The organism is Rhizobium sp. NLR22b (assembly GCF_019685295.1).
In the GTDB taxonomy this organism is placed as follows: domain Bacteria; phylum Pseudomonadota; class Alphaproteobacteria; order Rhizobiales; family Rhizobiaceae; genus Rhizobium.
Genome location: NZ_JABDWM010000014.1, coordinates 182,951 through 208,893 on the forward strand (window position 1 = coordinate 182,951; position 25,943 = coordinate 208,893).

General features: G+C 61.3%; 27 protein-coding genes and 1 pseudogene. 16 read left to right on the top strand and 12 right to left on the bottom strand.

The window, feature by feature from the left end; all coding sequences use genetic code 11:
- The first annotated feature begins 140 nt into the window (after positions 1-140).
- The 4 genes from rpsM (at position 141) to rplQ (ending at position 2,686) form a co-directional block, all read left to right on the top strand.
- Positions 141-509, top strand: coding sequence for a 30S ribosomal protein S13 (gene rpsM, locus HJC00_RS22510; protein ID WP_011424992.1), 369 nt, complete (start codon positions 141-143; stop codon positions 507-509).
- A 133-nt stretch (positions 510-642) separates the two neighbouring features.
- Positions 643-1,032: a 30S ribosomal protein S11 gene (gene rpsK, locus HJC00_RS22515; protein ID WP_003547577.1), complete on the top strand. Its 390-nt coding sequence runs from the start codon at positions 643-645 to the stop codon at positions 1,030-1,032.
- Positions 1,033-1,129: 97 nt separating this feature from the next.
- The gene (locus HJC00_RS22520) at positions 1,130-2,140 is read left to right on the top strand and encodes a DNA-directed RNA polymerase subunit alpha (RefSeq protein ID WP_003547579.1); all 1,011 of its coding nucleotides are present in this window, start codon (positions 1,130-1,132) and stop codon (positions 2,138-2,140) included.
- 123 nt (positions 2,141-2,263) lie between these two features.
- Positions 2,264-2,686 (top strand): 50S ribosomal protein L17, encoded by a 423-nt coding sequence (gene rplQ / locus HJC00_RS22525; protein ID WP_088685497.1) that lies wholly within the window; start codon positions 2,264-2,266, stop codon positions 2,684-2,686.
- Positions 2,687-2,835: 149 nt separating this feature from the next.
- Here rplQ and HJC00_RS22530 read toward each other — a convergent pair whose 3' ends face one another.
- On the bottom strand, positions 2,836-3,570 hold the full coding sequence (locus HJC00_RS22530; protein ID WP_221164624.1) for a phosphotransferase enzyme family protein: 735 nt from the start codon (positions 3,568-3,570) through the stop codon (positions 2,836-2,838).
- A 173-nt stretch (positions 3,571-3,743) separates the two neighbouring features.
- On the opposite strand from HJC00_RS22530, the gene HJC00_RS22535 reads away from it, so the two are divergent.
- Entirely contained in the window at positions 3,744-4,148 is a 405-nt protein-coding gene (locus HJC00_RS22535) for a DUF2809 domain-containing protein (protein ID WP_405047679.1), read from the top strand.
- Between the two features lie 17 nt (positions 4,149-4,165).
- Here the strand turns inward: HJC00_RS22535 and msrQ are convergent, their stop codons facing one another.
- Entirely contained in the window at positions 4,166-4,822 is a 657-nt protein-coding gene (gene msrQ, locus HJC00_RS22540; RefSeq protein WP_210628242.1) for a protein-methionine-sulfoxide reductase heme-binding subunit MsrQ, read from the bottom strand.
- Positions 4,822-5,769 (bottom strand): protein-methionine-sulfoxide reductase catalytic subunit MsrP, encoded by a 948-nt coding sequence (gene msrP / locus HJC00_RS22545; protein ID WP_210628241.1) that lies wholly within the window; start codon positions 5,767-5,769, stop codon positions 4,822-4,824. The genes msrQ and msrP overlap by 1 nt, the downstream gene beginning before the upstream one ends.
- A gap of 340 nt (positions 5,770-6,109) precedes the next feature.
- On the opposite strand from msrP, the gene ilvD reads away from it, so the two are divergent.
- Positions 6,110-7,948, top strand: a complete 1,839-nt coding sequence (gene ilvD, locus HJC00_RS22550) for a dihydroxy-acid dehydratase (RefSeq protein ID WP_210628240.1) — start codon at positions 6,110-6,112, stop codon at positions 7,946-7,948.
- A 49-nt stretch (positions 7,949-7,997) separates the two neighbouring features.
- On the opposite strand, the gene HJC00_RS22555 is transcribed toward ilvD, so the two are convergent.
- Positions 7,998-8,348: a lysozyme inhibitor LprI family protein gene (locus HJC00_RS22555; protein ID WP_210628239.1), complete on the bottom strand. Its 351-nt coding sequence runs from the start codon at positions 8,346-8,348 to the stop codon at positions 7,998-8,000.
- A gap of 19 nt (positions 8,349-8,367) precedes the next feature.
- Positions 8,368-8,748, bottom strand: coding sequence for a YkvA family protein (locus HJC00_RS22560; RefSeq protein WP_210628238.1), 381 nt, complete (start codon positions 8,746-8,748; stop codon positions 8,368-8,370).
- Positions 8,749-8,881: 133 nt separating this feature from the next.
- Here HJC00_RS22560 and HJC00_RS22565 point away from each other — a divergent pair, with 133 nt between their 5' ends.
- Both HJC00_RS22565 and HJC00_RS22570 read left to right on the top strand, forming a co-directional pair.
- Positions 8,882-10,285, top strand: a complete 1,404-nt coding sequence (locus HJC00_RS22565; protein ID WP_210628237.1) for a DegQ family serine endoprotease — start codon at positions 8,882-8,884, stop codon at positions 10,283-10,285.
- Positions 10,282-11,598 (top strand): replication-associated recombination protein A, encoded by a 1,317-nt coding sequence (locus HJC00_RS22570; protein WP_210628236.1) that lies wholly within the window; start codon positions 10,282-10,284, stop codon positions 11,596-11,598. Before HJC00_RS22565 ends, HJC00_RS22570 begins: the two co-directional genes overlap by 4 nt.
- A 13-nt stretch (positions 11,599-11,611) precedes the next feature.
- Here the strand turns inward: HJC00_RS22570 and HJC00_RS22575 are convergent, their stop codons facing one another.
- From HJC00_RS22575 to HJC00_RS22590, 4 genes are all read right to left on the bottom strand, one after another.
- Complete coding sequence (locus HJC00_RS22575; protein WP_210628235.1) at positions 11,612-12,286, bottom strand: VIT1/CCC1 transporter family protein; 675 nt, start codon at positions 12,284-12,286, stop codon at positions 11,612-11,614.
- Positions 12,287-12,533: 247 nt separating this feature from the next.
- On the bottom strand, positions 12,534-12,845 hold the full coding sequence (locus tag HJC00_RS22580; RefSeq protein WP_210628234.1) for a DUF1883 domain-containing protein: 312 nt from the start codon (positions 12,843-12,845) through the stop codon (positions 12,534-12,536).
- Between the two features lie 216 nt (positions 12,846-13,061).
- Positions 13,062-14,060 carry a ketopantoate reductase family protein gene (locus HJC00_RS22585; protein WP_210628233.1) on the bottom strand — a complete coding sequence of 333 codons (999 nt, stop codon included), beginning with the start codon at positions 14,058-14,060 and terminating at the stop codon, positions 13,062-13,064.
- Positions 14,061-14,211: 151 nt separating this feature from the next.
- A complete protein-coding gene (locus HJC00_RS22590) occupies positions 14,212-15,063 on the bottom strand; it encodes an oxidoreductase (RefSeq protein ID WP_210628232.1) in 852 nt (283 codons plus the stop codon).
- 113 nt (positions 15,064-15,176) lie between these two features.
- Here HJC00_RS22590 and HJC00_RS22595 point away from each other — a divergent pair, with 113 nt between their 5' ends.
- Positions 15,177-16,064, top strand: a complete 888-nt coding sequence (locus tag HJC00_RS22595; RefSeq protein ID WP_210628231.1) for a LysR family transcriptional regulator — start codon at positions 15,177-15,179, stop codon at positions 16,062-16,064.
- Between the two features lie 12 nt (positions 16,065-16,076).
- Here HJC00_RS22595 and HJC00_RS22600 read toward each other — a convergent pair whose 3' ends face one another.
- On the bottom strand, positions 16,077-16,640 hold the full coding sequence (locus HJC00_RS22600; protein ID WP_221164625.1) for a nucleoside 2-deoxyribosyltransferase: 564 nt from the start codon (positions 16,638-16,640) through the stop codon (positions 16,077-16,079).
- Here HJC00_RS22600 and HJC00_RS22605 point away from each other — a divergent pair.
- Entirely contained in the window at positions 16,630-16,953 is a 324-nt protein-coding gene (locus HJC00_RS22605; RefSeq protein WP_210628229.1) for a hypothetical protein, read from the top strand. The two genes, HJC00_RS22600 and HJC00_RS22605, sit on opposite strands and share 11 nt — an antisense overlap.
- Before the next feature lie 40 nt (positions 16,954-16,993).
- Positions 16,994-17,968: an alpha/beta hydrolase gene (locus HJC00_RS22610; protein WP_221164629.1), complete on the top strand. Its 975-nt coding sequence runs from the start codon at positions 16,994-16,996 to the stop codon at positions 17,966-17,968.
- Positions 17,969-18,001: 33 nt separating this feature from the next.
- On the opposite strand, the gene HJC00_RS22615 is transcribed toward HJC00_RS22610, so the two are convergent.
- Complete coding sequence (locus tag HJC00_RS22615) at positions 18,002-18,625, bottom strand: carboxymuconolactone decarboxylase family protein (protein ID WP_221164626.1); 624 nt, start codon at positions 18,623-18,625, stop codon at positions 18,002-18,004.
- Between the two features lie 118 nt (positions 18,626-18,743).
- Positions 18,744-20,276 (bottom strand): PAS-domain containing protein, encoded by a 1,533-nt coding sequence (locus HJC00_RS22620; protein ID WP_221164627.1) that lies wholly within the window; start codon positions 20,274-20,276, stop codon positions 18,744-18,746.
- Positions 20,277-20,676: 400 nt separating this feature from the next.
- Here HJC00_RS22620 and HJC00_RS22625 point away from each other — a divergent pair, with 400 nt between their 5' ends.
- The 5 genes and pseudogenes from HJC00_RS22625 to HJC00_RS22645 all read left to right on the top strand — a co-directional run.
- The gene (locus tag HJC00_RS22625) at positions 20,677-21,732 is read left to right on the top strand and encodes a LacI family DNA-binding transcriptional regulator (RefSeq protein ID WP_210628226.1); all 1,056 of its coding nucleotides are present in this window, start codon (positions 20,677-20,679) and stop codon (positions 21,730-21,732) included.
- A gap of 22 nt (positions 21,733-21,754) precedes the next feature.
- Entirely contained in the window at positions 21,755-23,368 is a 1,614-nt protein-coding gene (locus HJC00_RS22630) for an acyl CoA:acetate/3-ketoacid CoA transferase (RefSeq protein ID WP_221164628.1), read from the top strand.
- Complete coding sequence (locus tag HJC00_RS22635) at positions 23,361-24,140, top strand: enoyl-CoA hydratase/isomerase family protein (protein WP_210628224.1); 780 nt, start codon at positions 23,361-23,363, stop codon at positions 24,138-24,140. Before HJC00_RS22630 ends, HJC00_RS22635 begins: the two co-directional genes overlap by 8 nt.
- Positions 24,140-25,648: an aldehyde dehydrogenase family protein gene (locus HJC00_RS22640; protein ID WP_210628223.1), complete on the top strand. Its 1,509-nt coding sequence runs from the start codon at positions 24,140-24,142 to the stop codon at positions 25,646-25,648. Before HJC00_RS22635 ends, HJC00_RS22640 begins: the two co-directional genes overlap by 1 nt.
- Positions 25,649-25,747: 99 nt before the next feature.
- Positions 25,748-25,943 (top strand): annotated as a pseudogene (locus HJC00_RS22645) (sugar ABC transporter substrate-binding protein); the annotation flags it as partial.

The following is a 25,943-nucleotide window of genomic DNA, read 5'->3' on the forward strand; positions in this document are numbered from 1 at the left end:
GCGATCGGCGCGGATTTCCCAGGGAAGTCCGGGTTCGGTCGTATTGACATGTTGCGGACCTAATTTGAACGGGCGGTTCTCAAGGACCGCATAACGAAGCCCACTTGCCGGATGGCAACTGGAATGCAAGGAGAACAGGCGTGGCACGTATCGCTGGCGTCAACATCCCGACTGCAAAGCGCGTGGTCATCGCGCTGACCTACATTCACGGGATCGGTCCGAAATTCGCACAGGAAATCGTCGAGAAGGTCGGTATTCCGGCTGAACGTCGTGTGCATCAGCTGACGGACGCTGAAGTCCTTCAGATCCGCGAAACCATCGACCGTGATTATCAGGTCGAGGGTGATCTTCGTCGCGAAACCGCGATGAACATCAAGCGTCTGATGGATCTCGGCTGCTACCGCGGCCTGCGTCATCGTCGCGGCCTTCCGGTCCGCGGCCAGCGCACGCACACCAATGCCCGCACCCGCAAGGGTCCGGCAAAGGCAATCGCTGGCAAGAAGAAGTAATTGCCGGGAAACCGGGGTGGGGAGGCTGGCGGTCCGCGCTGGCCTCTTTTGAGTTTGGAGCGGGACCATATAGGCGCCGTTCCGGTGTAGCCGCTGGTATTACGGCGGTGAAGAGATCAACGAAAGGAATAGCATGGCTAAGGAAGCCGTCCGCGTTCGCCGTCGCGAGCGCAAGAATATCTCGTCGGGTGTCGCTCACGTCAACTCGACCTTCAACAACACGATGATCACCATCACTGATGCGCAGGGCAATGCGATCGCCTGGTCGTCGGCTGGCGCCAAGGGCTTCAAGGGCTCGCGCAAGTCGACCCCCTTCGCTGCCCAGATCGCTGCCGAAGACTGCGCCAAGAAGGCCCAGGAACACGGCATGAAGTCGCTGGAAGTCGAAGTCTGCGGTCCGGGTTCGGGTCGTGAATCGGCTCTGCGCGCGCTCCAGGCTGCAGGTTTCATGATCACGTCCATCCGCGACGTGACGCCGATCCCGCACAATGGCTGCCGTCCGCGCAAGAAGCGCCGCGTCTGATCATCGCTCTCGTCACCGGTGAGCGCCCTGGCGCTCCCGGTGGTTTTCAAGCTCGGTTGTCACGATTGGATGGTGGCAACGAACGGAAGGCAAACTCATGATTCAGAAGAACTGGCAGGAACTGATCAAGCCGAACAAGGTGGAGTTCTCCTCGAGCTCGCGCACCAGGGCGACGCTCGTTGCCGAACCGTTGGAGCGCGGCTTCGGCCTCACCCTCGGCAACGCACTGCGCCGCGTTCTGCTCTCCTCGCTGCGCGGTGCCGCCGTCACGGCGGTGCAGATCGACGGCGTGCTGCATGAATTCTCCTCGATTCCGGGCGTCCGCGAAGACGTCACGGATATCGTGCTCAACATCAAGGAAATCGCCATCAAGATGGATGGCGACGACGCGAAGCGCATGGTCGTGCGCAAGCAGGGCCCGGGCGTTGTCACGGCTGGCGATATCCAGACGGTTGGCGATATCGAAATCCTCAATCCCGAGCATGTGATCTGCACGCTCGACGAGGGCGCCGAGATCCGCATGGAATTCACCGTCAACAACGGCAAGGGCTACGTTCCGGCCGAGCGCAATCGTGCGGAAGATGCTCCGATCGGTCTCATCCCGGTCGACAGCCTCTATTCGCCGGTCAAGAAGGTGTCCTACAAGGTTGAAAATACCCGCGAAGGACAGGTTCTCGACTACGACAAGCTGAACATGACCATCGAAACCGATGGCTCGATCACCGGCGAAGACGCCGTCGCTTTCGCGGCGCGCATCCTCCAGGATCAGCTTGGCGTCTTCGTCAACTTCGACGAGCCGCAGAAGGAAACCGAAGAGGAAGCAGTCACCGAACTCGCTTTCAACCCGGCTCTGCTCAAGAAGGTGGACGAACTCGAACTGTCGGTCCGTTCGGCAAACTGCCTGAAGAACGACAACATCGTCTACATCGGCGACCTCATTCAGAAGACCGAAGCAGAAATGCTCCGCACACCGAATTTTGGTCGCAAGTCGCTGAACGAAATCAAGGAAGTTCTCGCTTCCATGGGCCTGCACCTCGGCATGGAAGTGCCGGCATGGCCGCCCGAGAACATCGAAGATCTCGCCAAGCGTTACGAAGACCAGTATTAAAAACCAAAAAGGCAGGCTCTTTCGGCTGCCTTTCCCCGTCAAACAGCAGGCCGATCGCCTGCATGTGCCAGGAAACGGCAGGCCCGGTTAACGTAAGGGCACCTGCATTAAAGGAGAGTAGCAATGCGCCATGGTAAAGCCGGCCGCAAGCTGAATAGAACCGCAAGCCACCGCAAGGCGATGTTCGCCAACATGGCGGCTTCGCTCATCACCCACGAGCAGATCGTCACGACCCTGCCGAAGGCCAAGGAAATCCGTCCGATCGTCGAGAAGCTCGTCACGCTCGGCAAGCGCGGTGACCTGCATGCTCGCCGCCAGGCGATCTCGCAGATCCGCGATGCCGCCGTCGTTTCGAAGCTGTTCGACACGATCGCAACGCGCTACGCCACCCGCAACGGCGGCTACCTGCGCATCATGAAGGCCGGCTTCCGCCAGGGCGACAACGCCGCTTTGGCCGTGATCGAATTCGTTGATCGCGACACCTATGCCAAGGGCGCAGCCGACAAGGCCCGCGTTGCTGCCGAAGAGCAGGCCGTCGCCGCTTAAATTTTCCGCTTCGCCGGAAACGGAACAGCCGGGCTGCAAAGCCCGGCTGTTTTTCTTTGTCCATGCGCGTGCGTAAAGGCTCCTTTTGGCGCAATGCTGTCGCCGGAAGGTCCCGACATGGATGCGGCCCATCGATCCGCCGAAACTGCTCAGACCGCTCGAACTTCAGCGAGCCGCTTGGCGGCGTAGTCGTCCTGCCAGCAGACGGCGGCTTCCCATGCGGCTGACGCTTGCGCGGCGATGTCGTGCGCGCCGTCGTCGAGACCGGCAGCGTTGCCGGGCAGCACCAGGTCGAGGTCGGGAGCGTCGACATGTGACTCGTCCCAGTCGATCAACGCGACCCGGTCGGGGGTTATGCGGACGTTGCCAGGGCTGTTGGGATTGCCGTGGACAACGCATCTCTGACGTCCGGCGAGCCGCGCCCACGCTGCGCGACATCGAATAACGCCCTCGGGCGGCATCGCGGCAAGGTTGATCCTCGTTCCGGTTTCCGCGTGAAGGAGGTCGGTCGACGATCGCCAGCCCGGACGCTGCGGCCAGCCCTGTGTCAACCGATGCAGCTCGCGAAGCGTGTCGGCCACGCGACGCCAGTCGGACCCTGTCTCGGGCGCTCCGCCCTCCATGTATTTCATCACCACCAGCCCGTCCACGAACAGCCGGCCGTCCGTCGTCGGGGTCGGCACTGGAACGTGCATGCCTTCACTGTCGAGGTATTGGATCAGCTCGGTTTCCCATGCGAGATCGGCGTTGGTCCGGCTGCCGAGACCACCGACCGCGATCTGCCCGTGGACGCGAACGCTCCACACGCCATTGGCAACTCCACCCGTCAGTCGTTCGATGCGAACCGCATCTTCACCCCATTGCCCGAGTACTTCCCATCCCATTGGCGATATCCCTGGCGGCTATGATTCAATTGACGGAAGAAATAGAGAAAGTTTAGGACGCCAAGATGTCCGTGTCCGGCGCAAAGCAGCCATGGCGGCAATCATCGAAACTGCCTAAAGCATCTTGGTCAAGGTGCGGCAGCGACACCGCTTACCAAACCCTGGAGATTAAGGTGGAAGGTTCTCTGCGCGAAGCACATTCCCGATCGCAGTTCCTCCGTCTCGCGGCTGTGTTTGTGGTGATTGCGGTCGGCCTGGCCCTCAGGCGCTTGGGCTACGCGGTCGATCTGCCTTTCGTCGTCGTCAAATATGGCGGGTCGGCGCTCTGGGGAGCGATGGTCTATCTGCTGGTGGCGCTCGTCTTCGGAAGGTCACCGCGGGCGGTCATTGCGGTCATGGCGCTTTTCATAGCAATCTCGGTCGAATTGTTCCGGCTTTATCATACGCCCGGGTTGGACGCGTTTCGGCTGACGACTGCAGGCGCCTTGTTGCTCGGCCGGATATTTTCCCTCTGGAACATACTCGCCTACGCGGTCGGCATCGCCGCAGCCTGTGCCTTTGATCCCGCGCGTCGTTGAGACTCGGCTGACTACCGTCAGGAAACCGACGCCGCCGCACGATTGCGTTGCCGCCCCTGGCTTTTTTTCCGACTGCGTGCGATCGGCCGCCAAGAGCGGTAGAGGATGAGCGCGATAATCAAACCCACATAAATAAACTGCTGGAGATCGAGGATCTTGGTCGAAAGCGCAAAATGCAGAGCCCCGCAGGCGGCAATGATGTAGACGAGGCGGTGCAGCCAGATCCAGGTGTTGCCGAGGCGACGGATCGAGAGGTTATTGGAAGTCACCGCCAGGGGAATAAGCATCGCAAGGCCGGCCATGCCGAACATGATGAACGGGCGCTTCAACACGTCATTGATGACGGCCTGAATTTCCATCGCCTGGTCGAGCACCATGTAGACGGTAAAATGCATCAGCGCGTAGTAAAAGGTCAGCAAGCCGAGCGCGCGGCGATAGCGCAGATAGTTCCAGCCGAAAAGCTCGCGGGCAGGGGAGACGGCAAGCGTCAGAATCAAAAAGCGGATTGTCCAGATGCCAAGGAAGAGCTCGAAGGTCTTGACCGGATCGGCGCCGAGCTGATCGGTCGCGCCGAGATAAAAGGCCCAGGCGGCGGGCACGAGCCCGACGACATAAAGCAGCCAGACGGAGGCAGGCTGCCAGCGCTTCGGGATGGCAAGCGACAGTTCGGCCATCAGAAATTCGCCTTCAGGTCCATGCCGGCATAAAGGCTCGCCACCTCGTCGGCATAGCCGTTGAAGGGCAGGGTGGGGCGGCGGCTTGCGCCGAAGAAGCCGCTTTCGCCGATGCGCCTCTCGCTTGCCTGACTCCAGCGCGGATGGTCGACGGCCGGGTTGACGTTGGCGTAGAAGCCGTATTCCTGCGGATTGGTCACCTGCCAGGTGTTCTTCGGCTGCTGGTCGGTGAGCGTGATCCTGACGATCGACTTGATGCCCTTGAAGCCGTATTTCCACGGCACAACAAGCCGGATCGGCGCACCATTCTGGTTCGGTAGCGTTTCACCATAAAGCCCGACGGCAAGCAGCGTCAGCGGGTGGCGCGCCTCGTCCAGCCGCAGCCCCTCGACATAGGGCCAGTCGAGCGACTGAAAGAAGCCCTTCTGCCCTGGCATCTCCTCCGGTCGCACGACGGTTTCGAAGGCGACATATTTGGCGCTGCCGAGCGGCTCCACCTTGTCGAGCAGCGCCGCCAGCGGAAACCCGTTCCATGGAACGACCATCGACCAGGCCTCGACGCAGCGCATCCGATAGGTGCGCTCCTCGATCGGGAATTCCTTCATCAGCGCCTCGACGTCGAAGGTGCCTGGCTTGTTGACCATGCCGTCGATCTTGACCGTCCAGGGCAGCGGCTTGAAATCGCCGGAGAGAGCGGCGGGGTCGCCCTTGTCGAGACCGAACTCATAGAAATTATTGTAGGTCGTGACGTCCTTGATCGGCGTCGTCTTCCCATCGACCTTGTACTTGCTCTCGACGGCGGAAAGGGTGGCCGCGCTCGCCTTGCCGGCGCCATAGAGCGCCATGGCGCCAAGCGTCGCTGCGCCCAGGAACTCACGGCGACGCAGATAGAGCTGGCGCGGCGTGATCTCCGACGACGCGATCCTTGGGGGGCGATAGCTTGGCATGTCGAAAACCTCCAGGGCGGATATTCCGAATATAGTCCTTAAACGAACCGCCCGCATGTTCGGATCAATTTCTATGCCTTGAATATTGCTGACAGGAAGCCAATTTTTTGTGTTCGGCTGTGATGGAATAGGGTGTAACCAAAGGTCCCGCCGAACCGTATATATTCGAATTGCGCTCAACGCGCTTCTCCCGGCAGCGTACCGGATTTGGCCTTGCCGGTAGTGACAGCCCCCATCGATTGGATTAGGACAATTCCAAAAAGCGGCGTTCGCCCGGCCCGCAGGCTTCATTGCCGGCCCGGCTTCGCCTGATGTTTCCGACATGTCGAGGAAGACACCGATGCCAGCTTACCGTTCCAGAACCACGACCCATGGCCGCAACATGGCGGGCGCGCGCGGCCTTTGGCGCGCCACGGGCATGAAGGATTCGGATTTCGGCAAGCCGATCATCGCGGTGGTGAATTCCTTCACCCAGTTCGTTCCCGGCCATGTGCATCTGAAGGATCTCGGCCAGCTCGTCGCTCGCGAAATCGAGGCGGCCGGCGGCGTCGCCAAGGAGTTCAATACGATCGCCGTCGATGACGGCATCGCCATGGGCCATGACGGCATGCTCTACTCGCTGCCCTCGCGCGAGTTGATCGCCGACAGCGTCGAATACATGGTCAATGCCCATTGCGCCGACGCCATGGTCTGCATCTCCAACTGCGACAAGATCACCCCCGGCATGCTGATGGCGTCGCTGCGCCTCAACATCCCCACCGTCTTCGTCTCCGGCGGTCCTATGGAAGCGGGCAAGGTCGTGCTGCATGGGAAGACACATGCGCTTGACCTCGTCGACGCCATGGTCGCGGCTGCCGATGATAAGATCTCCGATGACGACGTCAAGGTCATCGAGCGTTCAGCCTGTCCGACCTGCGGTTCGTGCTCCGGCATGTTCACCGCAAACTCGATGAATTGCCTGACGGAGGCGCTCGGCCTGTCGCTGCCCGGCAACGGCTCGACGCTTGCCACCCATGCCGATCGTAAGCGCCTCTTCGTCGAGGCCGGCCACCTGATCGTCGATCTCGCCCGCCGCTATTACGAGCAGGACGACGTCAAGGCGCTGCCACGCACCATCGCCTCCAAGCAGGCTTTCGAGAATGCCATGGCGCTCGATATCGCCATGGGCGGTTCGACCAACACGGTCCTGCACATCCTTGCAGCGGCCCACGAAGGCGAGGTCGATTTCACCATGGCCGATATCGACGCACTGTCGCGCCGCGTGCCATGCCTATCGAAGGTCGCGCCCGCCAAGAGCGATGTGCATATGGAAGATGTCCACCGCGCTGGCGGCATCATGTCGATCCTCGGAGAGCTCGATAAGGGTGGGCTCCTGAACCGCGATTGTCCGACCGTCCATGCCGAGACGCTCGGCGATGCGATTGATCGCTGGGACATCACCCGCACCAACAGCGACACCGTCCGCAACTTCTATCGCGCCGCTCCCGGCGGCATCCCGACCCAGGTCGCCTTCAGCCAGGAAGCTCGTTGGGACGAGCTCGACACCGATCGCCAGAACGGCGTAATCCGCTCGGTCGAACACCCCTTCTCCAAGGATGGCGGTCTTGCTGTGCTGAAGGGTAATCTCGCAGTGGACGGCTGCATCGTCAAGACGGCCGGCGTCGATGAATCGATCCTGAAATTCTCCGGCCCGGCCCGCGTCTTCGAAAGCCAGGATGCGTCGGTCAAGGCGATCCTCGCCAACGAGATCAAGGCCGGCGACGTCGTCGTCATCCGTTACGAAGGCCCGAAGGGCGGCCCCGGCATGCAGGAAATGCTCTATCCGACGAGCTATCTGAAGTCGAAGGGCCTCGGCAAGGCCTGCGCGCTGATTACCGACGGCCGCTTCTCCGGCGGTACCTCCGGCCTCTCGATCGGCCATGTCTCGCCGGAAGCGGCGAATGGCGGCACGATCGGCCTGGTGCGCGAAGGCGACATGATCGATATCGATATCCCGAACCGCACGATCAGCCTGCGTGTCAGCGAGGCCGAACTCGCCGCCCGCCACGCCGAGCAGGAAGGCAAGGGCTGGCAGCCGACCGAGATTCGCAAGCGCAACGTCACCACCGCGCTGAAGGCCTATGCGGCTTTCGCAACCAGCGCCGACCGCGGCGCCGTGCGGGATCTCAACGCCCGCTGAGTAGTCGAAACTACAACCCCTGATTAAGAGTCCAGCGGCGCGGCCGCTGTCAAAGCGGTCGGTTGATGTTTTTGTAGGTCTCGCCGAGCTGCTTCATCCGCTCGTCATAGGCAGCCTTGATACAGGCGGCGTCGCCCCCGCATTCCTGCCGCTTCTTCAGCCAGGCGGTCTGCTCGTCCTGCAATGTTCCGCGCGAGCCCATGGCCAGCAGACCGGAGAGCAGCTCGAAGGTCGTCACCATCTTGACGTCGGCGTCGTTGAGGACGCGATTGTCGCAGATCGCCTTTTCGTCCGGCTTCAATTCCTTCGCATCACAATCGAAACTCGCCGACCATGCCAGATCCGATGAGAAAATCAGGATCGCCAAACCGAGCGCGGCCGACATTCGCCATGTCATCATCTTCTTCCTTTACTGCCGATCAAATCAGCTTGCGCACCGCCAGAGCCAGAAAGATGATGCAGGCGAGCCAGACGACAAGGATGAAGATCAATCCGGCCCGGCCGGAAGGGCGTTCGATCCGCCTAGCCGCTTCCACGCGAAGCGCAGCCATCACCTCTGCCGGCACGAGCCGCGTCGCCAGCAAGATGCCGAGCGGAACGATGACGAGATCGTCGAGATAGCCGAGCACGGGAATGAAATCGGGGATCAGATCGATCGGCGAAAGCGCATAGGCTGCGACGGCGCCGGCGACCGCTTTCGCATACCAGGGCACGCGAGGATCGCGGGCGGCAAGCCACAGCGCAACGATGTCACGCTTCAGTGACTTTGCCCAGATTTTAGCTTTTGATATCAGTTGCATGGTTGACCTTCCTGAATCAAATTCGCAGCGCCATCAAGGCACTCCCTTGCCTTATTCTTCCATGCTTCCGCCCTCTTTCCTTTCTAGCGTCGGACGCTACAACGTTGCTCAAGAGGATTCAAAAGGGATACCCATGCAAGGCCTGTTCAAGCGCGCCTCCGTTTCGCTCTTCGCTCTGATGCTCGTTCTGCCGGCTGCGGCCCAGGCGCAGACGGCAAAGACGGTGCCTGAGAGCCAGATGCAGATGCAGCTCTCCTTCGCACCGCTCGTCAAGCAGACGTCGGGCGCAGTCGTCAACGTCTATGCGGAAAAGATCATCCAGCGCCAGTCGCCCTTTGCGGGCGATCCCTTCTTCGAGCAGTTTTTCGGCCAGCAGATGCCGAATCGATCCGAAAAGCAGTCCTCGCTCGGTTCCGGCGTCATTGTCGAGGCGAACGGCACTGTCGTCACCAACAACCACGTCGTCGAAGGCGCCGACGATATCAAGGTGGCGCTGTCAGATGGCCGCGAATTCCCCTGCAAGGTGGTGCTGCGCGACGACCGCGTCGACCTCGCCGTGCTGAAGATCGACACCAAGGAAAACTTCCCGACACTACCGATCGGCAATTCCGATACCGTCGAGGTCGGCGATCTCGTGCTGGCGATCGGCAATCCCTTCGGTGTCGGCCAGACGGTGACGAGCGGTATCGTCTCCGCACTTGCCCGCAACCAGGTGGTCAAGAACGAGTTCGGCTTCTTCATCCAGACCGACGCCTCGATCAATCCGGGCAATTCCGGCGGTGCGCTGATGAACATGAAGGGCGAGCTGATCGGCATCAACACCGCGATCTTCTCGCGCGGCGGCGGCTCGAACGGCATCGGCTTTGCCATTCCCGCCAATCTCGTCAAAGTCTTCCTCGCTTCCGCCGATGCCGGCGTCAAATCCTTCGAGCGGCCCTATGTCGGCGCGAGCTTCGATGCGGTGACGTCGGAAGTTGCCGAAGCCCTTGGGCTCAACAAAGTGCGCGGCGCACTCGTCGTCAAGGTTTCGGAAGGCAGCCCGGCGGCGAAGGCCGGGCTGAAGGCCGGCCAGATCGTCACGTCAGTCAACGGCATCGCCGTCGAGCATCCGGACGCGTTGCTCTATCGCCTGACCACAGCCGGCCTCGGCAAAACGGTCAATCTTACCGTCATCGACAACGGCCACGAGCAGCAGTTGTCGCTGGCGCTCGACCGCGCGCCGGAGACCTCGCCTCGTGACCAGCGCGTCATTGGCGGGCGGACGCCCTTTACCGGCGCCGTCGTCGAAAACCTGTCGCCGCGCGTCGCAGATGAATTGCGCATGCCCTCGGAATCGGCGGGCGTCGTCGTTGCCGATGTCAAGCAGGATTCCCCGGCGGCTCGTCTGGGTTTTGAGCCCAAGGATATCATCGTTTCGATCAACGGAACGGAAGTAAAATCGACCAAAGAACTGGCCGAGATAGCCAGCAGCGATCCCGGTCTCTGGCGGGTCGAGATCGAGCGCGATGGCCAGCGTATCAGGCAGTTCTTCCGATGAGCAATGATCTCTTCGCGCCGCGTGTTCCGGAAGAGGTTGCCGCCAGGCGGCCGCTTGCCGACCGGTTGCGGCCGAAGACGCTTGCCGATGTCACTGGTCAGGAACATCTGACCGGTGAGGACGGCGTGCTGAAGAGGATGATCGAAAGTGGTTCGCTCGGATCGATGATCTTCTGGGGTCCGCCAGGCACCGGCAAAACGACGGTGGCGCGGCTGCTTTCCGGTGAGGCGGGGCTGGCCTTCGAGCAGATATCGGCGATCTTTTCCGGCGTCGCCGATCTGAAGAAGGTGTTCGAGGCGGCTCGCATGCGCCGCATGGACGGTCGCCAGACGCTGCTGTTCGTCGATGAGATTCATCGTTTCAACCGCGCCCAGCAGGACAGTTTCCTGCCTGTTATGGAGGACGGCACCGTCATTCTCGTCGGCGCCACCACCGAAAATCCCTCCTTCGAGCTCAACGCCGCTCTGTTGTCGCGCGCCCGCGTCCTCACTTTCAAGTCACATGACGAGGAGAGCCTGGAGGAATTGCTGACGCGCGCCGAGGCGATCGAGCAGAAGCCGCTGCCGCTGACCGAGGAGGCGCGCGCCAGCCTGATCCGCATGGCCGATGGCGACGGCCGCGCCGTGCTGACGCTCGCCGAAGAGGTCTGGCGTGCTGCCCGCGAGGGCGAGAGCTTCGATACCGAAGCGTTGACGCGTATCGTCCAGCGCCGCGCCCCAGTCTACGACAAGGCGCAGGACGGCCACTACAATCTGATTTCGGCGCTGCATAAGTCGGTGCGCGGCTCGGATCCGGATGCTGCGCTCTATTATCTTGCCCGCATGTTCGATGCCGGCGAGGATCCGCTCTATCTCGGCCGGCGTTTGGTGCGCATGGCGGTGGAGGATATCGGGCTTGCCGATCCGCAGGCGCTGGTGATCTGCAACGCCGCCAAGGATGCCTATGACTATCTCGGATCGCCGGAAGGGGAGCTGGCGCTGGCGCAAGCCTGCGTCTATCTCGCCACCGCGCCGAAATCGAATGCCGTCTACACCGCCTTCAAGGCCGCAAGCCAGGCCGCAAAGCAGAACGGCTCGCTGCTGCCGCCGAAGCATATCCTCAACGCGCCGACGAAATTGATGAAGGGCGAGGGTTACGGCGAGGGCTATCGCTACGATCACGACGAGCCGGACGCCTTTTCAGGCCAGGATTATTTTCCGGAGAAGATGGGCCGCCAGACTTTCTACGATCCGCCGGAGCGCGGCTTCGAGCGGGATATCCGTAAGCGGCTGGAATGGTGGGCGAAGCTGCGCAAAGAGCGCAATCCGCGCTGACGCGTGGGCGGGGTTAACCGCCAAGAGCGACCGCTATGGCGACCAGAAGCAATCCGAGGCAAGTCATCGTCATCCCCGCATAAAAAGGCCTGCCTCCCGAAAATTTCGCCCACGCATAACCCGTCACGAACAGCAGCATGATGAGAAACAGGTTGCTGACTCTCAGAGCGAGGTGGGCGCTGTCGATGAGAAAGAAAGGGGTCACGGCCGGAATGGACGTGACCGAGACGAGAAAAACGACCGCGAGGGCGGCAAGGAGATCATTTTTCGATAGAGACGCCCTCACAGGATCGGCCCTGCGTGCGAGCGTCAGCAGTGATCTATAAAGCGCGTCTGCATCGGCAGCCTTTGCAGAAAACGGTGCTTCTTCGATCGGGAATTCTTTCGCGAGCATGTTGAGCGCCGCAGTCTCGCTTCCGGCGGCTTTGATTTGCCGAAAAAGGCGCAGCCGCCTGCTCTTGTAAAACGTCGTCCCCAGAACGAACAAAACGGCGTCAATGATCCCCCAGGCAACGTTGCATCCGACTGTTGCGACGATCAACTCCTGAGCATCCAACCCCTCTTCTTCAAAAACAAGTCTCGAGCCGACCGTCAAAGTCAGCGCCATGATCAGTCCGAAAAGGACTTCACCGAGTGCATCGCCGGGATCGATGATATCGGTGACACGATCGATCGGGTTCGAAGTCATGGGCTGCCCCAGGTGATGAGATCTTCGTCTGCTGTTCCTCTCTCGGCGATCCGAGTATGAATGGGAGCGGACTGCAGCTGGCGGCGTGGTGGAAGCCCCGCGACTGAGAATTGTGAACGACGACTCGGGATGATTCATTGATCGTGATCAAGATCAGTACGATTGGGCGTCTCGTGATCACGGTTTGTCGACAAAGCACGTCCGTGCCTGTCCTGGCGCGTCAGAAAAGATGCCGGTGCTGCAAAGCTCAGGAAGGGCGTGGTGTCTTCTGATTGACAGGCGCGGCGATCACCTTGACGGCGGATTCCGCGAGCCCGTGATGGCCTTCCATGTCGACGACGACATGCCAGTGGCCGCTTTCCGGAACGGCGAGCTTGACCGGCGACTTGCGCGCCACGCCGCCGATATATTTGAAATCGAGAACCTCGGTGAAACGCTGGAAGTTCGGCGCCGTCATCAGACGAACATTGTTCACCGCATTCAGCGACACCTCGACGATCGTTCCGGCTCGCTGTTCCTTGAGATCGTAATGGGTGAAGCGGAAATTCGGTTTCGGCATCGGTCTCGCGGTGTCTGATAACTTGGCGACGAGATTTTACCAGCATGCCAGTTAACGAAAAGTTGGAAATCGGCCCCTTTAGCCCATGCCTGCGATAGGAAATCCATGCGTGGCGAGGGGCAAAAATATAGTTATGGCATAAAGGCGGGCGGCGGAAATCTCCCACGCCATGTCGGGAAGGAATGGTCGCCCTGATGGCCGCCGTTCTCCTGGTTGTCAGTTGCCGCGCCGGTTTTCCCGATCCAGCTGCGTCACCAGCGCCAGGATCGTCTCCGATACCGGCGTCGGCACGGCAGTCAGGCGTCCGAGCGCCACCAGCATGCCGACAAGCGGGGTAATTTCGAGCGCCTTGCCGCCGATCAGGTCCTGCAGCATCGAGGTCCGAACGCCGCCGATGTGGCGCGACTGCTCCAGCCGCTGCTCGACAGACATGGCGAAATCCGCACCGACCGCATCGCCGACAGCGCGCACTTCCTTCATGACCTTGCTCACCATGTCCATGAGCGCCGGATCCGCCATGATGTCGGTCATCAGCGCCCGTGTCAGAGCGCTGATCGGGTTGAAGGCGGCGTTGCCCATCAACTTGCTCCAGATTTCACTGCGGATGTCGGCCGTGGTCGTAATATTGAGATCGGCGCCGCTCAGCACCGCTGCTATGGCCGAAAGCTCGGCAGACATTTCACCGGAGGGCTCGCCAAGTACGAAGCGGCCTTTGTGGGAAAGTTGGATCTCGCCTGGCTTGACCACTTCCGCGCCTTGATAGGCGACGCAGCCGATCACGCGTTCCGGGCTGATCAGCCGCCAGAGCCTGCCGCCGGGATCGAGCTCGTCGAATTGCAGTTCCTGATGTCCGCTCCTGGGATCGCGATGGAAATACCACCATGGAATGCCGTTGAGGATCATGACGACGCGGGTGCCTTGCTTGAGCAGACCGGCGATCCCTTCGGCGGCAGGCGACAGCTGATGTCCCTTGAGGCCGGTGATGACGAGATCCTGCCGCGGCAATGTCTTCGGATCGTCGGTTGCCGTTACGCGTACCTTGAGCGGGGTTTGCGCATCGGCCTCGCGCAGACTGAGGCCGTGGCTGCGGATCGCATCGAGATGCGCCCCACGCGCGACGACGGCGACGTCGTTATCTTCCCTGCCTGCGAGCTTGGCGGCGATGGCGCCGCCAAGGGCGCCGGCGCCATAAATACAGATGGTCTTGATGGGCATGTGTTGCCTCTTCAGGGGTCACGGTCTGACTTACATCTAGGCCATCCCCGGCGAGAGGCGAATGCCAATTTGCCGCAAGGCGTTCTTTGTATCACCTCCATGGCGCTGCCGCACGTCCAAATCCGAATACGGCGGCATTGGTCTTGGCTGCTCAGGCCCGAGCGGTTGCGTCGCTTGCAAAATCCGTGGAGACGGCAAGCTCGCGCCAGACGGCCAGTTCCTTTTCGACACTCGCATGCTGCGCCTCGATCATGGCGACCGTATCGCTGCCGAACGGCATGCGCAGCGGCGGGTTGGCCGAGTTGACCATTGTCATGATGCCGGCCGCGAGCTTGGCGGGGTTGCCGGGCTGGGCGTGATTGGCGTCGACGGCGAAATTACGCATGTTTCCAGCCGGCGTGCCCTCGTAATCGGCGATGGAAGCAGGACTTATTGCCAGCGAGGTGTCGGCGAGGAAGTCCGTGCGGAAGAAGCCAGGCTCGACAATCGTCACCTTGATGCCGAAAGGTTCGACTTCGGCGGCCATGGATTCCGACAGCCCTTCGACTGCGAATTTGGTCGAGCCGTAGACGCCCCAGCCGGGATAGCCGAAATAGCCGCCGATCGAGGAGAAGTTCAGGATATGGCCGGAACGCTGGCGACGCATATAGGGCAGTACGGCGCGTGTCACCTTCAGGAGACCGAAGACATTGGTGGCATAGATCTTTTCGATCTCTTCGGCTGTGGCTTCCTCGACGGCGCCGAGCAGGCCGTAACCGGCATTGTTGGCGAGAACGTCGATGCGGCCGAAGCGGGCGATGCCGGCGGCCGCAGCCTCCTTGGCCGGCGCCTCGTTGGTGACGTCGAGCGCGACGGCCAGCAGGTTCGGATGGTCCCCGAATTGTTCGATGATGGTCTTCGGGTTGCGGGCCGTGGCGATGACGGCATCGCCTGATGCAAGTGCTTCCTTGGTCATCAGCGCGCCGAAACCGCGGGATGCACCAGTGATAAACCAGACTTTCATGACGAATTCCTTTGTTGGCGTCGCATCTCTGTGCTGACGGACTGAATTTGACTGAAAACCAGATGCTGTATAAGATTCGTTATTATTGAAACTATGATGAGCAAAACTCAGCAATGAGGGCCACTGAACTTTCCGAACTGGCGGCCTTCGTGGCCGTGGCGCGGCACAAGAGCTTCCGCAAGGCGGGCGAGGAGCGGGGCGTCACAGCCTCTGCCGTCAGCCATGCGGTGCTCAATCTGGAAGACCGAATTGGCATCCGCCTGCTCAACCGCACGACACGCAGCGTTTCGCTGACGGAAGCCGGCGAACTCCTGGTCTCACATCTCGTTCCGGCTTTCGGGGAGATGGCGGCCGCGCTCGATGCGCTAAACCGATACCGCGATACGCCGTTCGGCAGGGTGAGAATCAACGTGCCGAATTCCATCGGTCCTTTCGTCATTGGCCGTGTCATCGCCCCATTGCTTCAACGCAATCCCAATTTGCAGCTGGAAATCAACGCGACCGACAGGCTGGTCGACATCGTCGAGGAAGGGTTTGATGCCGGCATCCGTTTCGGCGAACGTGTCACTGAAGGCATGATCGCCTTGCGTATCAAGCCGCGTATCCGCCTGGTCGTCGTCGGTTCACCCGCCTATTTCGAGAGACGCCCGAAGCCGGAAACGCCTTACGAGCTCAAGCGCCACCTCTGCATCCAGAACATGTTTCCCTCCGGTGCACGTTATGCCTGGGAATTCGAGAAGGACGGCCAGACGGTGAGCTTTCAGCCGACCGGACCACTGTCGCTCGACGATCACGAACTGATGATGCAGGCAGCGCTCGGCGGCGTCGGCCTTGCCTATATCTGGGAGCCCCGCGTCGAAAAGGCCATTGCCGACGGCGAACTCATCCAGGTGCTCGACGACTGGTGTCAGCCGGAGGAACCGCTCTATATCTACTATCCGAGCCGCCGCCATATATCTGCGGGCTTCAGGGCGGTGATCGACGCGATCAGGGCGGTGTGAAAGAGCCCAATCCTACCCGCGCAAGCCAGCGATCGTTTGAAGCGCCTCAAAATAAATCGCCAGGTCTCGGGCAGGATCCGCCGGCAGGGTGGTTGCACGGAATACCTTGCCTCCTGCCGCCTCGACGCCTCCGTCGATCATCAGGTTGTCGGCCATGCCGTGATTTTCGATTGCGATGCCGTCAGGCCCGCGCGGGCGTCCGCTCGTCTCGTCGATCTCCATTCCCGCATACCAGATCGAGCGGACGCGCAAGCCGTAGTCGTCGGGGTGGTTGGTATAGGCGAAGACCGATTTTCCGAGAGCAATCATGAAGCCGATCTCGTAGACCGTGCCCGGATCGGCGCTGACGCCGCGAAAGGGTGTGATGTTGGCGAGGCAGATTTCCGCCTTACGCATGGCGACGTCATTGCGGGCGTAAATCTCCGCAGCTGGCCGCTTTATCGGCGTTTGATTTTCGTCGCTGCCGGGGCCGGTCGGTTCGAAGCCGCACTGACGCGCCAATCGGCGTTTTTCTGCCATGATGGGCATTGCATCGGGAAGAAAGACTTCCGGGCCGGCAAGGTAAATGGTGGTCATCGGTATCCTTCATTTCTACGCGAGCCGAAGCACGGGAGTTGAGGGCAGGGCGGGATCCATTTCCGATGGAAGCCTGGCAGATGGCAAGCCGCGCCGGCAACAATTTCGATTTCTTCCATTGACAGTCCGATCAGCCCGCAGCAGGCCGGCAGCTGCCGCGCGGGCCGGCATCAGCCTGCTCGTTGGAGACGTGAAAAAGCGAAAGGTTGCGCTTGTCACCCTTTTGACTTCGCTGGGCGAAGCAGCCAATGATACGGTCATGGCAGCATCATCGGGAGAGATTGATGAAGGGGCGGATTTTGTCAAATGCTGATCGAAGTGCGCCGAAGCGGCTCGGATATCTGTTTCCCGCCATCGCCGCGCTGATCCTATCGGCACCGCTGGCGCTGGGAGAAGACATCGGGCCGCAAAGCCAGTCCTCGCGTGCGCAGGTCGAAAAACTGCTCGGCCTGTGGAAGGAGCACTTTGCCGGCGCCGACAGCCTGCAAGAGCGCAGGGCTGCTTTCGCCAGGCTGATGGAAACGATGCCGGGGCCGACGCGCATCCAGGTCCGGCAGGTCGATGCCGACGGCGTGGATGGCGAGCTGATGTGGCCCGCCCGGCTCCATCACCCGATCGGCAAAAGGGTGATTCTCTACATCCATGGCGGCGGCTTTTCCGGTGGTTCCATCCGTACGCACGGCTTGTTCGCCGGTTCGCTCGCCAAGGCCGCATCCAGCGACGTGCTTCTGATCAATTATCGGCTGATGCCGGAATATACCTATCCCGCCCAGATCAACGACGCGCTGACGGCCTATCGCTGGCTTCTTGATAACGGTTATAGCAACGAGAACGTCGTCGTGGCAGGAGACGGCGCTGGCGGCAACATTGCGCTCGAGGCGGTGCTGCGGCAGAAGCAGGCGGCCAAACCCTTGCCGGCGGCCGTGATTGCGCTGAGCCCGATCACCGATCTTGCCGCGACGGGCGGATCGATGACGGCGAATGCCGGCAGCGACCCGCTGGTCGATAAGGCGTTGATCGAGACTTTGCGCAAGACCTATCTCGGCAGCCGGCCTGCCACCGATCCTCAGGCATCACCGCTTTATGCCGACATGACCGGATTCCCGCCGCTATTGTTGCAGGTCGGTTCCGGCGAAGCCCTGCTTGATGACACGCTGCGCCTCGCTGACAAAGCGCGCGGGCAGGGCGTGGATGTCACCACCGAGGTCTGGCCGGGCATGCCGCATCAGTGGCAGCTGTTTCCCGCGATACTCGACGATGCCGATCGCTCGAGTCAGACTATTGCCGAGTTTGCGATTCGGCATTTTGCCGAAAAACCGGAAGAGTAGGGGCCACAGCCGCTGGCGTCAGCCGACACTGCATCATTGCGATGTGCCGCCCGAGGGTGAAGGCGCCAGGGGCCGCTCGACTTCCCGGCCGACACTGAGCGCCTTTCGCACATTCGGCTCCAGCCGCTCGATATAGGCGTGGTCGGGCGCAGCGCCGAGCGCATCCAGCATTTTCGAGAAAAAACAGCGGGCCGCTGTGGCGGCCGTGACGTCGAAGATTTCGGCGTCACTCAGCCCGTGTTTCTTCAACCCGTCTATATCGTGCTGCGTGATCGATGTCGCATCGCGCGCCACCTTGGCCGCAAAGGCCATGATCGCACGCTCGCCGGCATCGATTGGTGCCTTTTCGGTCTCGTTGACAACTGCCGTCAGTCCCTCGCTGGTAAATCCCTCGCGCAGCAGCACCGAGCCGTGCGCCAGCATGCAATAGGAGGATTTAAGCTCCTTGGCCGCCGCCAGCGTCACCAATTCGTAGCGCCTGAGGCTCATATGGCCGCGAATGCTCGAAAGCAGCCCCGCCCAGCTCTCCATCACCTCCGGCCGGTGGCCGAAGGCACGATACATGTTCGGCAGATAGCCATAATTCGCCTCGGCCGACGCGTACATCGACGTCGTCCTCTCGCTGGCGGATGCATCCGGGGTGTGAATGAAAGCCATGACATGGTCCTCCTCTATTGCGAGAAGGATAGGGTAGATATGCCGGACAGCAATCCTGCGCCGTCAGATCGGGAACGAGCCCTCGGCCGTACAGGACGCCGTTTGAGGGCCTGAATGATCAGGCAACGTCGTTGCTCGCCAGAATGTCAGCGGCTCTCTTGATGGGAAGAGTGACGGTGAAGGTGGATCCGCACCCTCTTGCACTTCGCACCTCTATCGAGCCTTGATGCAGTTCGATGATCTGCTTGACAAGATTGAGGCCGATACCGGTTCCGGCAATCCCGGTCGAGGTCCGCGCGCGGAAATAGCGTTGAAACAGCCGGGGCACGTCTTCAGCATCGATCCCCACGCCATCGTCGCTGATCGAAACCTTGATATTGCCCGTCTCCTCCCATGCCGTAACACGAATTTCGGAGGTTCCTGGCGCATATTTCACCGCATTCGAGAGCAGATTGGTAAAGACCTGGCTTAAGCTGCGGGGATCGGCATCGATGAATTCCGGCAGCCCGTCTATGTCGAGCACGAAGCCGTGCGTCTTCGAGATCGCCGACTGCCGCTCGCAGCAGGTTCTGATCAACGTTCCCACGGCGCAGGCGTCATAACTGATATCGATCTTGCCGGTATCGAGGCGTCCGGCCGTCAGGATGCTCTCCATGAGATCGACGATCCGGCTCACCGATGCACGGATCTGTTCGACCTTGTCGTTGAGAAATTCGGGCTCGACCGCGCCCCCTTTCCGGAGCAGCCGCTGAGCGGCAGCATCGATGATTGCAAGCGGGGTGCGGAACTCATGTGATGCCATCGCCACGAACTGCCGCTGCAATTCGTTGATGCTCCGCTCCTGGGCGAGCATCCGCTCAAGCTCGCGCGCCTGCCGTTCGACCTCCGCCGTTCGGTTTTGCACAGTAACTTCGAGCTGATCGTGATGGCGGCGCAGCGCTTCCGCAAGCCGCACGGTCTTCGTGACGTCCTCGTGGGTCGCCACGTATCCGCCGTTCTGCATCGGATTGTGGGTGATTTTGATGATGCGCCCGTCGGTGAGCGCGATGTTCTGGCTCGCCGGTGCGCCGAGTGCCGTCGCTTCGAAGACGACGTCAAAATAGGTGGCGGTATCGGCCGGACCATTTCCCTGTTGGCTTCGATAGTCGAGGATGTCCACCAGCGACGTTCCGGGCCGAGTCAAAAAATCCGGCAGATCGTACATCCGTGCATAGGATGCGTTGCACAATATCAGCTTCTTCGTCGCGTCGAACATGCACAGCCCATGCGGCATATTGCTGAGAGCTGCGTCGAACCGGCGATGCTGTTCCCTCAGATTGTCTTCTACGCGGATATGGGTCGAGATGTCTTCATAGCTGAGGATCCAGCTTCCCGCTCTCGACGGGGCGCAGGTCAATGAGATCATCCGTCCGTTGGCCAGTGCAAACTGCGAGGTGTGCGGCCTGCCGGTAGTCAACCGTGAACAAGCCGCTGCACGGCAGTCGGCGGTGCCGGGCAGGCCGTCGATATTCATTCCTCTGCGCAGAGTGCCGTCGGAAAGGCCGAGAATATCAAGCGCACGGGAATTGAAAGCCGTCACCGTATCGGCAGAATCAAGGAGAATGATCCCCTGCGGCAGGTTCTCCAGAATGGCTTCAAACGAATGCGGCATTTCCGGCCCCGCTTTAGATCTGGCGCGTCCCCTATCCCTAGCATTGGCCACAAACGATAAAGTTTCGCTAATACCTCCGGGAGGGAATTCCTCGAGAGCAATTCCAGCAAAAATGCGTCGCGATTCTGCATCAACCTAATGGATCCACGACATCTGCCGCGATTCATCCTCAGACTTGAAGAGTCAGAGATTTCGCAGGCTGGCCCGAACTCGCAACGTTGGGAAAAGCCTGTCGGGTTGTTTCCATGATTTAAATCGTTCCAAAAACAAGTCCCCGCTCGTGACGTGATGGGGAGAGAGAAAGGCCAATAAAGAGCAACCCTAATTAAAATGGCTCTTGACATATTTGGAACGTTCCAAATAAATAAGCACCAGTCGACGATGACGTCGGGAGGGTGAAGTGACAAAGGCGCGGGTGACCGTCATCGACATTGCGAAGGCCGCCGGCGTCTCCAAGTCGACGGTGTCGCTCGTGCTTCAGGGCTCCTCCCTGGTCAATGAGGCGACGCGTGCCAAGGTCAATGCCGTGATGCGCGAGCTCGGATACGTCTATAATCGCGGCGCAGCCAATCTTCGGCAGGCCGGTTCCAAATCGAGGATCATCGGAGTTGTCGTGAACGATCTGACGAACAGCTTCTTTGCGGAGTTGGCGGTCGGCGTCGATATGGTCGTTCAGTCGGCCGGTTTCGTGCAGTTCCTGTCGAACACCGGCGAGAGCATCGACAGGCAGCGCGAGGTTGTCGCATCGATGCGCGAACATGGCATTTCGGGCCTGATTGTCTCGCCGGCGCGCGCCACCGATGCCGCCGACTTCAAGCCGCTGGTCTCGGCAGGCATTCCCGTCGTGGTTGTCGTCCGAAACCTGCCTGGCGCCAAGGTCTCGTCGATAGTCTCCGACAACCGGGCCGGCATGATGGCCGCCGTTCAGCATCTGGTGGGTCTCGGTCATAAGCGCATCGCATTTCTCGGCGGCTTTCCCGACACCGCTGTCTTCGACGATCGCCTTTCCGGTTACCGCAGCGGAATAGAGGCGGCCGGGCTCGGATACGACGAGGCACTCGTGATCTCGTCCGCGCCGTCGCGAGCGGGCGGCGTGGAGGCGATCGGAAGAGCGATCGCTCTTGGCGACCGGCCCACTGCGGCCGTCTGCTTCAACGATGCCGTCGCCTTCGGAGTCTGCGACGGATTGCGTTCGCGCCGTCTGGAGCCTGGCGCCGACTTCGCCGTCGTGGGTTTCGACGACGTCATCGAGGCTCAGGCGGCGGTCCCCGCGCTAACGACGGTCTCGGTCGATCCGCAGGGCATCGGGCGTCGCGGCGCACAGATGCTCCTCAAGCAGATCAATGCGGGCAAGGCCGAAGCGGAGACGGTGACGACAGCCGTTCGGCTCGTCGTCCGCGAAAGTTGCGGAGCCGGCACAGCCGCGCCGATAAGGGCCGGCAGAGCGGGAAATTGAAACGGGGTTCGAAGTGACGCACATGAAGAAGCATCTCACACCAGCCGAAGCGGCCGCGCTGATCCCGGATGGCGCCGTCGTTACGGTGTCGTCGTCGAGCGGTCTCGGTTGCCCCGACCTGATGCTGAAGGCGATCGGCGAGCGTTTCGATGCGACCGGTCATCCCAGTCACATTACCACCCTTCACCCAATTGCCGCCGGCGATATGAGCGGCATCAAGGGCGTCGACCATATCGCGAGGAAAGGTCTGCTCAAGCGCATCATCGGCGGTTCCTATCCCTCGGGACCGTCCTCGGCCGAGCCGCCGTTGATCTGGCAGATGATCACCAATAATGAGATCCCGGCCTATAATATTCCCTCCGGCATCCTGTTCGACATCCATCGCGAGGCCGCCGCCAAGCGACCTGGTGTCTTGACCAAGGTCGGCATCGACACCTTCGTCGATCCCGCGCGGCAGGGCTGCGCAATGAACGCCCTCGCTTCGGGCGATCCGGTGGTCAGGCGCGTCAGCTTCGAGGGCGACGACTGGCTGTTCTTCCCCGCGATCGTCCCGCAGGTCGCGATCATTCGCGCGACGACAGCCGATGAGCGCGGCAATCTCACATATGAACATGAAGGCGCCTATCTCGGCGGCCTCGATCAGGCGCTTGCCGCCCGCAATAATGGCGGCATCGTCATCGCGCAGGTCAAGCGGATCACCAAGGAAGGCTCGCTGAAGCCCCATGACGTCCGCGTGCCGGGAATGCTGGTCGACTATGTGATCGTTGATCCCGATCAGAAGCAGACGACGCAGACTGGGTACGACCCGGCAATATCAGGCGAGATCTTCCGCCCGCTCGATAGCTTCCGCGTTCCGGAGTTCAATGTCCAGAAGGTCATCGCGCGCCGCGTCGCGCAGGAATTAGAGGCGGGAAGCTGCGTTAATCTCGGCTTCGGAATATCGGCCAACGTGCCACGGATTCTGCTGGAGGAGGGGCTGCACGGCGCTGTCACCTGGGTGATCGAGCAGGGCGCGGTCGGCGGTGTGCCGCTGCTCGACTTCGCCTTCGGTTGTGCCTCCAATGCCGACGCCTATATGCCGTCTCCCTATCAGTTCACCTATTTCCAGGGCGCTGGTTTCGATGCGTCGCTGTTGTCCTTCCTCGAAATCGGAAAGGACGGATCGGTCAACGTCTCGAAGCTGTCGTTCCGGCCGCATGTCACCGCCGGCGCTGGGGGCTTCGTCGACATCACGGCGCGGGCGAAGAAGATAGTCTTCTCCGGCATGTTCAACGCCGGTGCGAAGCTTTCGATCGCCGACGGAGCTCTCCTCATCGAAAAGGAAGGCAAGCTGAAGAAGCTGGTGAACGTGGTCGAACACGTCACCTTCAGCGGCAGGCGCGCAATCGAGCAGGGTCAGGATATCACCTATGTCACCGAGCGGTGCGTCATGAAGCTGACGCCTGAGGGCATCGTGTTGACCGAGATCGCGCCCGGCGTCGATCTGCAAACCCAGATCCTCGAGCAGTCCGAATTCCGACTGATCGTCGCGCCCGACCTGAAGGTGATGGACGCCGCACTGTTCCGGGAGGCTGAGATCGGACTCTCGCTTCCGGCAAGGAGGGCGCGGGCGCTGGAGGGCTCCTTCAATGGCTAGTGGATCGGTCAGGATCGATATCGATGGCCATGTCGCGACGCTGACGATCTCCCGGCCGGAGAAGCTGAACGCGCTCGATCTCGATATGCTGAAAGCCTTGGCGGAGGCGGCCGACGCGGTGGAGGCGAACCCGAATGTGCGCGCTGCCGTTCTCACCGGCGAAGGAAAGGGCTTTTCCGCCGGAGGCGACATCAAGGCCTGGGGCGGAATGCTGCCTCAGGAGTTCGGCCACGCCTGGGTGCGGCACGGCCACCGCATATTCGATAGACTGGCGACGCTCAGGGTGCCGCTGGTCGCGGCCCTCAATGGCCACGCCCTCGGAGGCGGGCTCGAACTGGCCGGCGTTGCCGATATTCGCATCGCAGAGGAACACATCAAGATCGGCCTGCCGGAGACCGGCCTCGGAATGGTGCCGGGCTGGTCCGGCACCCAGCGTCTCGTGCGCCGGTTTGGCGCGCAGGCCGTCCGGCGCATGGCGCTCGGCGGCGAGATTTTTACCGCCGAGGAGGCGCGTCTGCTCGGGATCGTCGACGCGGTGGTTCCGACGGGAAACGCGCTGGCGGCTGCCAGGGACTATGCCGAGCGGATTGCCGCACGGGGACCGGCCGCTATCGAGATCGTCAAGCTGATGATCGCATCGGCGAACGGTGAAGACAATGGAACCGCGGTCGAAGCCCTAGGCTCGATCCTCGCCGCCAAGACCGGCGATCTGAAGGAGGGCGTTGCGTCGTTCAGCGAAAAGCGCCCGGCAAAATTCAAGGGAGAATGGTAATGACGGTTCTCGTCAATCCGACCGCGCTTAGCAATGACAAAGCTCGCGATTTCAAGATGCTGATTGACGGCAAATGGGAAGCCGGCGCCGCCGATCCGATCGCGCGCGTCGCGCCGAGCCATGGTGTGGTGGTCAGCCGTTTCCCGGCCGGCAGCAGGAGCGATGCCGAACGCGCCATCGCCGCCGCCCGCAAGGCCTTCGATCTCGGGCCATGGCCGCGAATGACCGCTTCCGAGCGGTCGGCCATTCTGCTCAGGGCTGCCGATCTGATCGCGGCGCGTGCGGAAGAACTGGCATTTCTCGATGCCATCGAGGCGGGGAAACCCATCACCCAGGTTCAGGGCGAGATCGCGGGCTCCGTCGACATATGGCGCTATGCGGCGGCTCTTGCTCGCGACCTTCACGGCGAAAGCTACAACACGCTTGGGGACGGCACGCTCGGCGTCGTCCTGCGCGAGGCGATCGGCGTGGTGTCGATCATCACGCCCTGGAATTTCCCGTTCCTGATCGTCGGACAGAAGCTGCCCTTCGCCCTTGCCGCAGGCTGCACCACCGTCGTCAAGCCCTCTGAACTGACATCGGGATCGACGCTCGTGCTCGGAGAAATCCTGCAGCAAGCAGGCATTCCCGAGGGTGTCGTCAATATTGTCACCGGTACGGGACCTGAGGTCGGCGCGGTCATGACGTCTCATCCCGACGTCGATATGGTCTCCTTCACCGGCTCGACGGGCGTGGGAAAATTGACCATGGCGAATGCTGCGCAGACGCTGAAGAAGGTCTCACTGGAACTGGGCGGCAAGAACCCGCAGATCGTCTTCCCGGATGCCGATCTCGACGCCTTCATCGATGCCGCGGTCTTCGGTGCCTATTTCAATGCCGGCGAGTGCTGCAATGCTGGCTCGCGGCTGATCCTTCACAAGTCGATCGCTGCCGATGCCGTCAGGCGGATTGCCGAGTTGTCGAAGGCGGTCAAGGTCGGCGATCCCCTCGATCCCTCGACGCAGGTCGGCGCGATCATAACGCCGCAGCATCTGGAGAAGATCTCGGGCTATGTCGCCGGCGCCAGGAGCAGCGGCGCTCGGATCGCGCATGGCGGCGAGAGGCTCGACCTCGGCATGGGGCAGTTCATGTCGCCGACGATCCTCGAAGCGGTCACGCCTGACATGGCGGTGGCGCGCGAAGAGGTCTTTGGCCCGGTCCTCTCGGTTCTCACGTTCGAAACGACTGCCGAAGCAATCAGGATCGCGAATTCCATCGATTACGGCCTCTCGGCCGGTGTCTGGAGCCGCGATTTCGATACCTGCCTGACCATCGGTCGGTCAGTGCGGGCGGGCACGGTCTGGATGAACACCTTCATGGACGGCGCCTCGGAACTGCCCTTCGGCGGCTACAAGCAGAGCGGCCTTGGCCGTGAGCTCGGCCGCCACGCGGTCGAGGACTATACGGAGACCAAGACGCTGAACATGCATATCGGCAAGCGCACCAACTGGTGGATGCCGCGAACCTGAGGCTGGCTTCGCCAGCGACGAAACTACGCCTGAGGAGGGCGGGTGATCGGGTGCGGGAATGGGTCCCGCATCTCCAAACGGGAACTGGGAGGTTCTTCGATGCGTAAGTTTCTGACAATGACTGCCGTGATCGCACTGGCCGTGGCCGGCGCCGGCGTCTCCGCACGCGCTGCCGACGTGAAGGAAGTGCAGATGCTGCACTGGTGGACGTCGGGGGGCGAGGCAGCGGCTTTGAACGTCCTGAAGCAGGATCTATCGAAGGAAGGTTTTGCCTGGAAGGACGTCCCGGTTGCCG

Bases quoted from the DNA above. Each gene is read 5' to 3' on its own strand.
- rpsK (WP_003547577.1), top strand. From the start codon at position 643: ATGGCTAAGGAAGCCGTCCGCGTTCGCCGTCGCGAGCGCAAGAATATC.
- HJC00_RS22520 (WP_003547579.1), top strand. From the start codon at position 1,130: ATGATTCAGAAGAACTGGCAGGAACTGATCAAGCCGAACAAGGTGGAG.
- rplQ (WP_088685497.1), top strand. From the start codon at position 2,264: ATGCGCCATGGTAAAGCCGGCCGCAAGCTGAATAGAACCGCAAGCCAC.
- HJC00_RS22530 (WP_221164624.1), bottom strand. From the start codon at position 3,570: ATGGGATGGGAAGTACTCGGGCAATGGGGTGAAGATGCGGTTCGCATC.
- msrQ (WP_210628242.1), bottom strand. From the start codon at position 4,822: ATGGCCGAACTGTCGCTTGCCATCCCGAAGCGCTGGCAGCCTGCCTCC.
- msrP (WP_210628241.1), bottom strand. From the start codon at position 5,769: ATGCCAAGCTATCGCCCCCCAAGGATCGCGTCGTCGGAGATCACGCCG.
- ilvD (WP_210628240.1), top strand. From the start codon at position 6,110: ATGCCAGCTTACCGTTCCAGAACCACGACCCATGGCCGCAACATGGCG.
- HJC00_RS22555 (WP_210628239.1), bottom strand. From the start codon at position 8,348: ATGATGACATGGCGAATGTCGGCCGCGCTCGGTTTGGCGATCCTGATT.
- HJC00_RS22560 (WP_210628238.1), bottom strand. From the start codon at position 8,748: ATGCAACTGATATCAAAAGCTAAAATCTGGGCAAAGTCACTGAAGCGT.
- HJC00_RS22565 (WP_210628237.1), top strand. From the start codon at position 8,882: ATGCAAGGCCTGTTCAAGCGCGCCTCCGTTTCGCTCTTCGCTCTGATG.
- HJC00_RS22570 (WP_210628236.1), top strand. From the start codon at position 10,282: ATGAGCAATGATCTCTTCGCGCCGCGTGTTCCGGAAGAGGTTGCCGCC.
- HJC00_RS22575 (WP_210628235.1), bottom strand. From the start codon at position 12,286: ATGACTTCGAACCCGATCGATCGTGTCACCGATATCATCGATCCCGGC.
- HJC00_RS22580 (WP_210628234.1), bottom strand. From the start codon at position 12,845: ATGCCGAAACCGAATTTCCGCTTCACCCATTACGATCTCAAGGAACAG.
- HJC00_RS22585 (WP_210628233.1), bottom strand. From the start codon at position 14,060: ATGCCCATCAAGACCATCTGTATTTATGGCGCCGGCGCCCTTGGCGGC.
- HJC00_RS22590 (WP_210628232.1), bottom strand. From the start codon at position 15,063: ATGAAAGTCTGGTTTATCACTGGTGCATCCCGCGGTTTCGGCGCGCTG.
- HJC00_RS22595 (WP_210628231.1), top strand. From the start codon at position 15,177: ATGAGGGCCACTGAACTTTCCGAACTGGCGGCCTTCGTGGCCGTGGCG.
- HJC00_RS22605 (WP_210628229.1), top strand. From the start codon at position 16,630: ATGGTGGTCATCGGTATCCTTCATTTCTACGCGAGCCGAAGCACGGGA.
- HJC00_RS22600 (WP_221164625.1), bottom strand. From the start codon at position 16,640: ATGACCACCATTTACCTTGCCGGCCCGGAAGTCTTTCTTCCCGATGCA.
- HJC00_RS22615 (WP_221164626.1), bottom strand. From the start codon at position 18,625: ATGGCTTTCATTCACACCCCGGATGCATCCGCCAGCGAGAGGACGACG.
- HJC00_RS22620 (WP_221164627.1), bottom strand. From the start codon at position 20,276: ATGCCGCATTCGTTTGAAGCCATTCTGGAGAACCTGCCGCAGGGGATC.
- HJC00_RS22630 (WP_221164628.1), top strand. From the start codon at position 21,755: ATGAAGAAGCATCTCACACCAGCCGAAGCGGCCGCGCTGATCCCGGAT.
- HJC00_RS22635 (WP_210628224.1), top strand. From the start codon at position 23,361: ATGGCTAGTGGATCGGTCAGGATCGATATCGATGGCCATGTCGCGACG.
- HJC00_RS22640 (WP_210628223.1), top strand. From the start codon at position 24,140: ATGACGGTTCTCGTCAATCCGACCGCGCTTAGCAATGACAAAGCTCGC.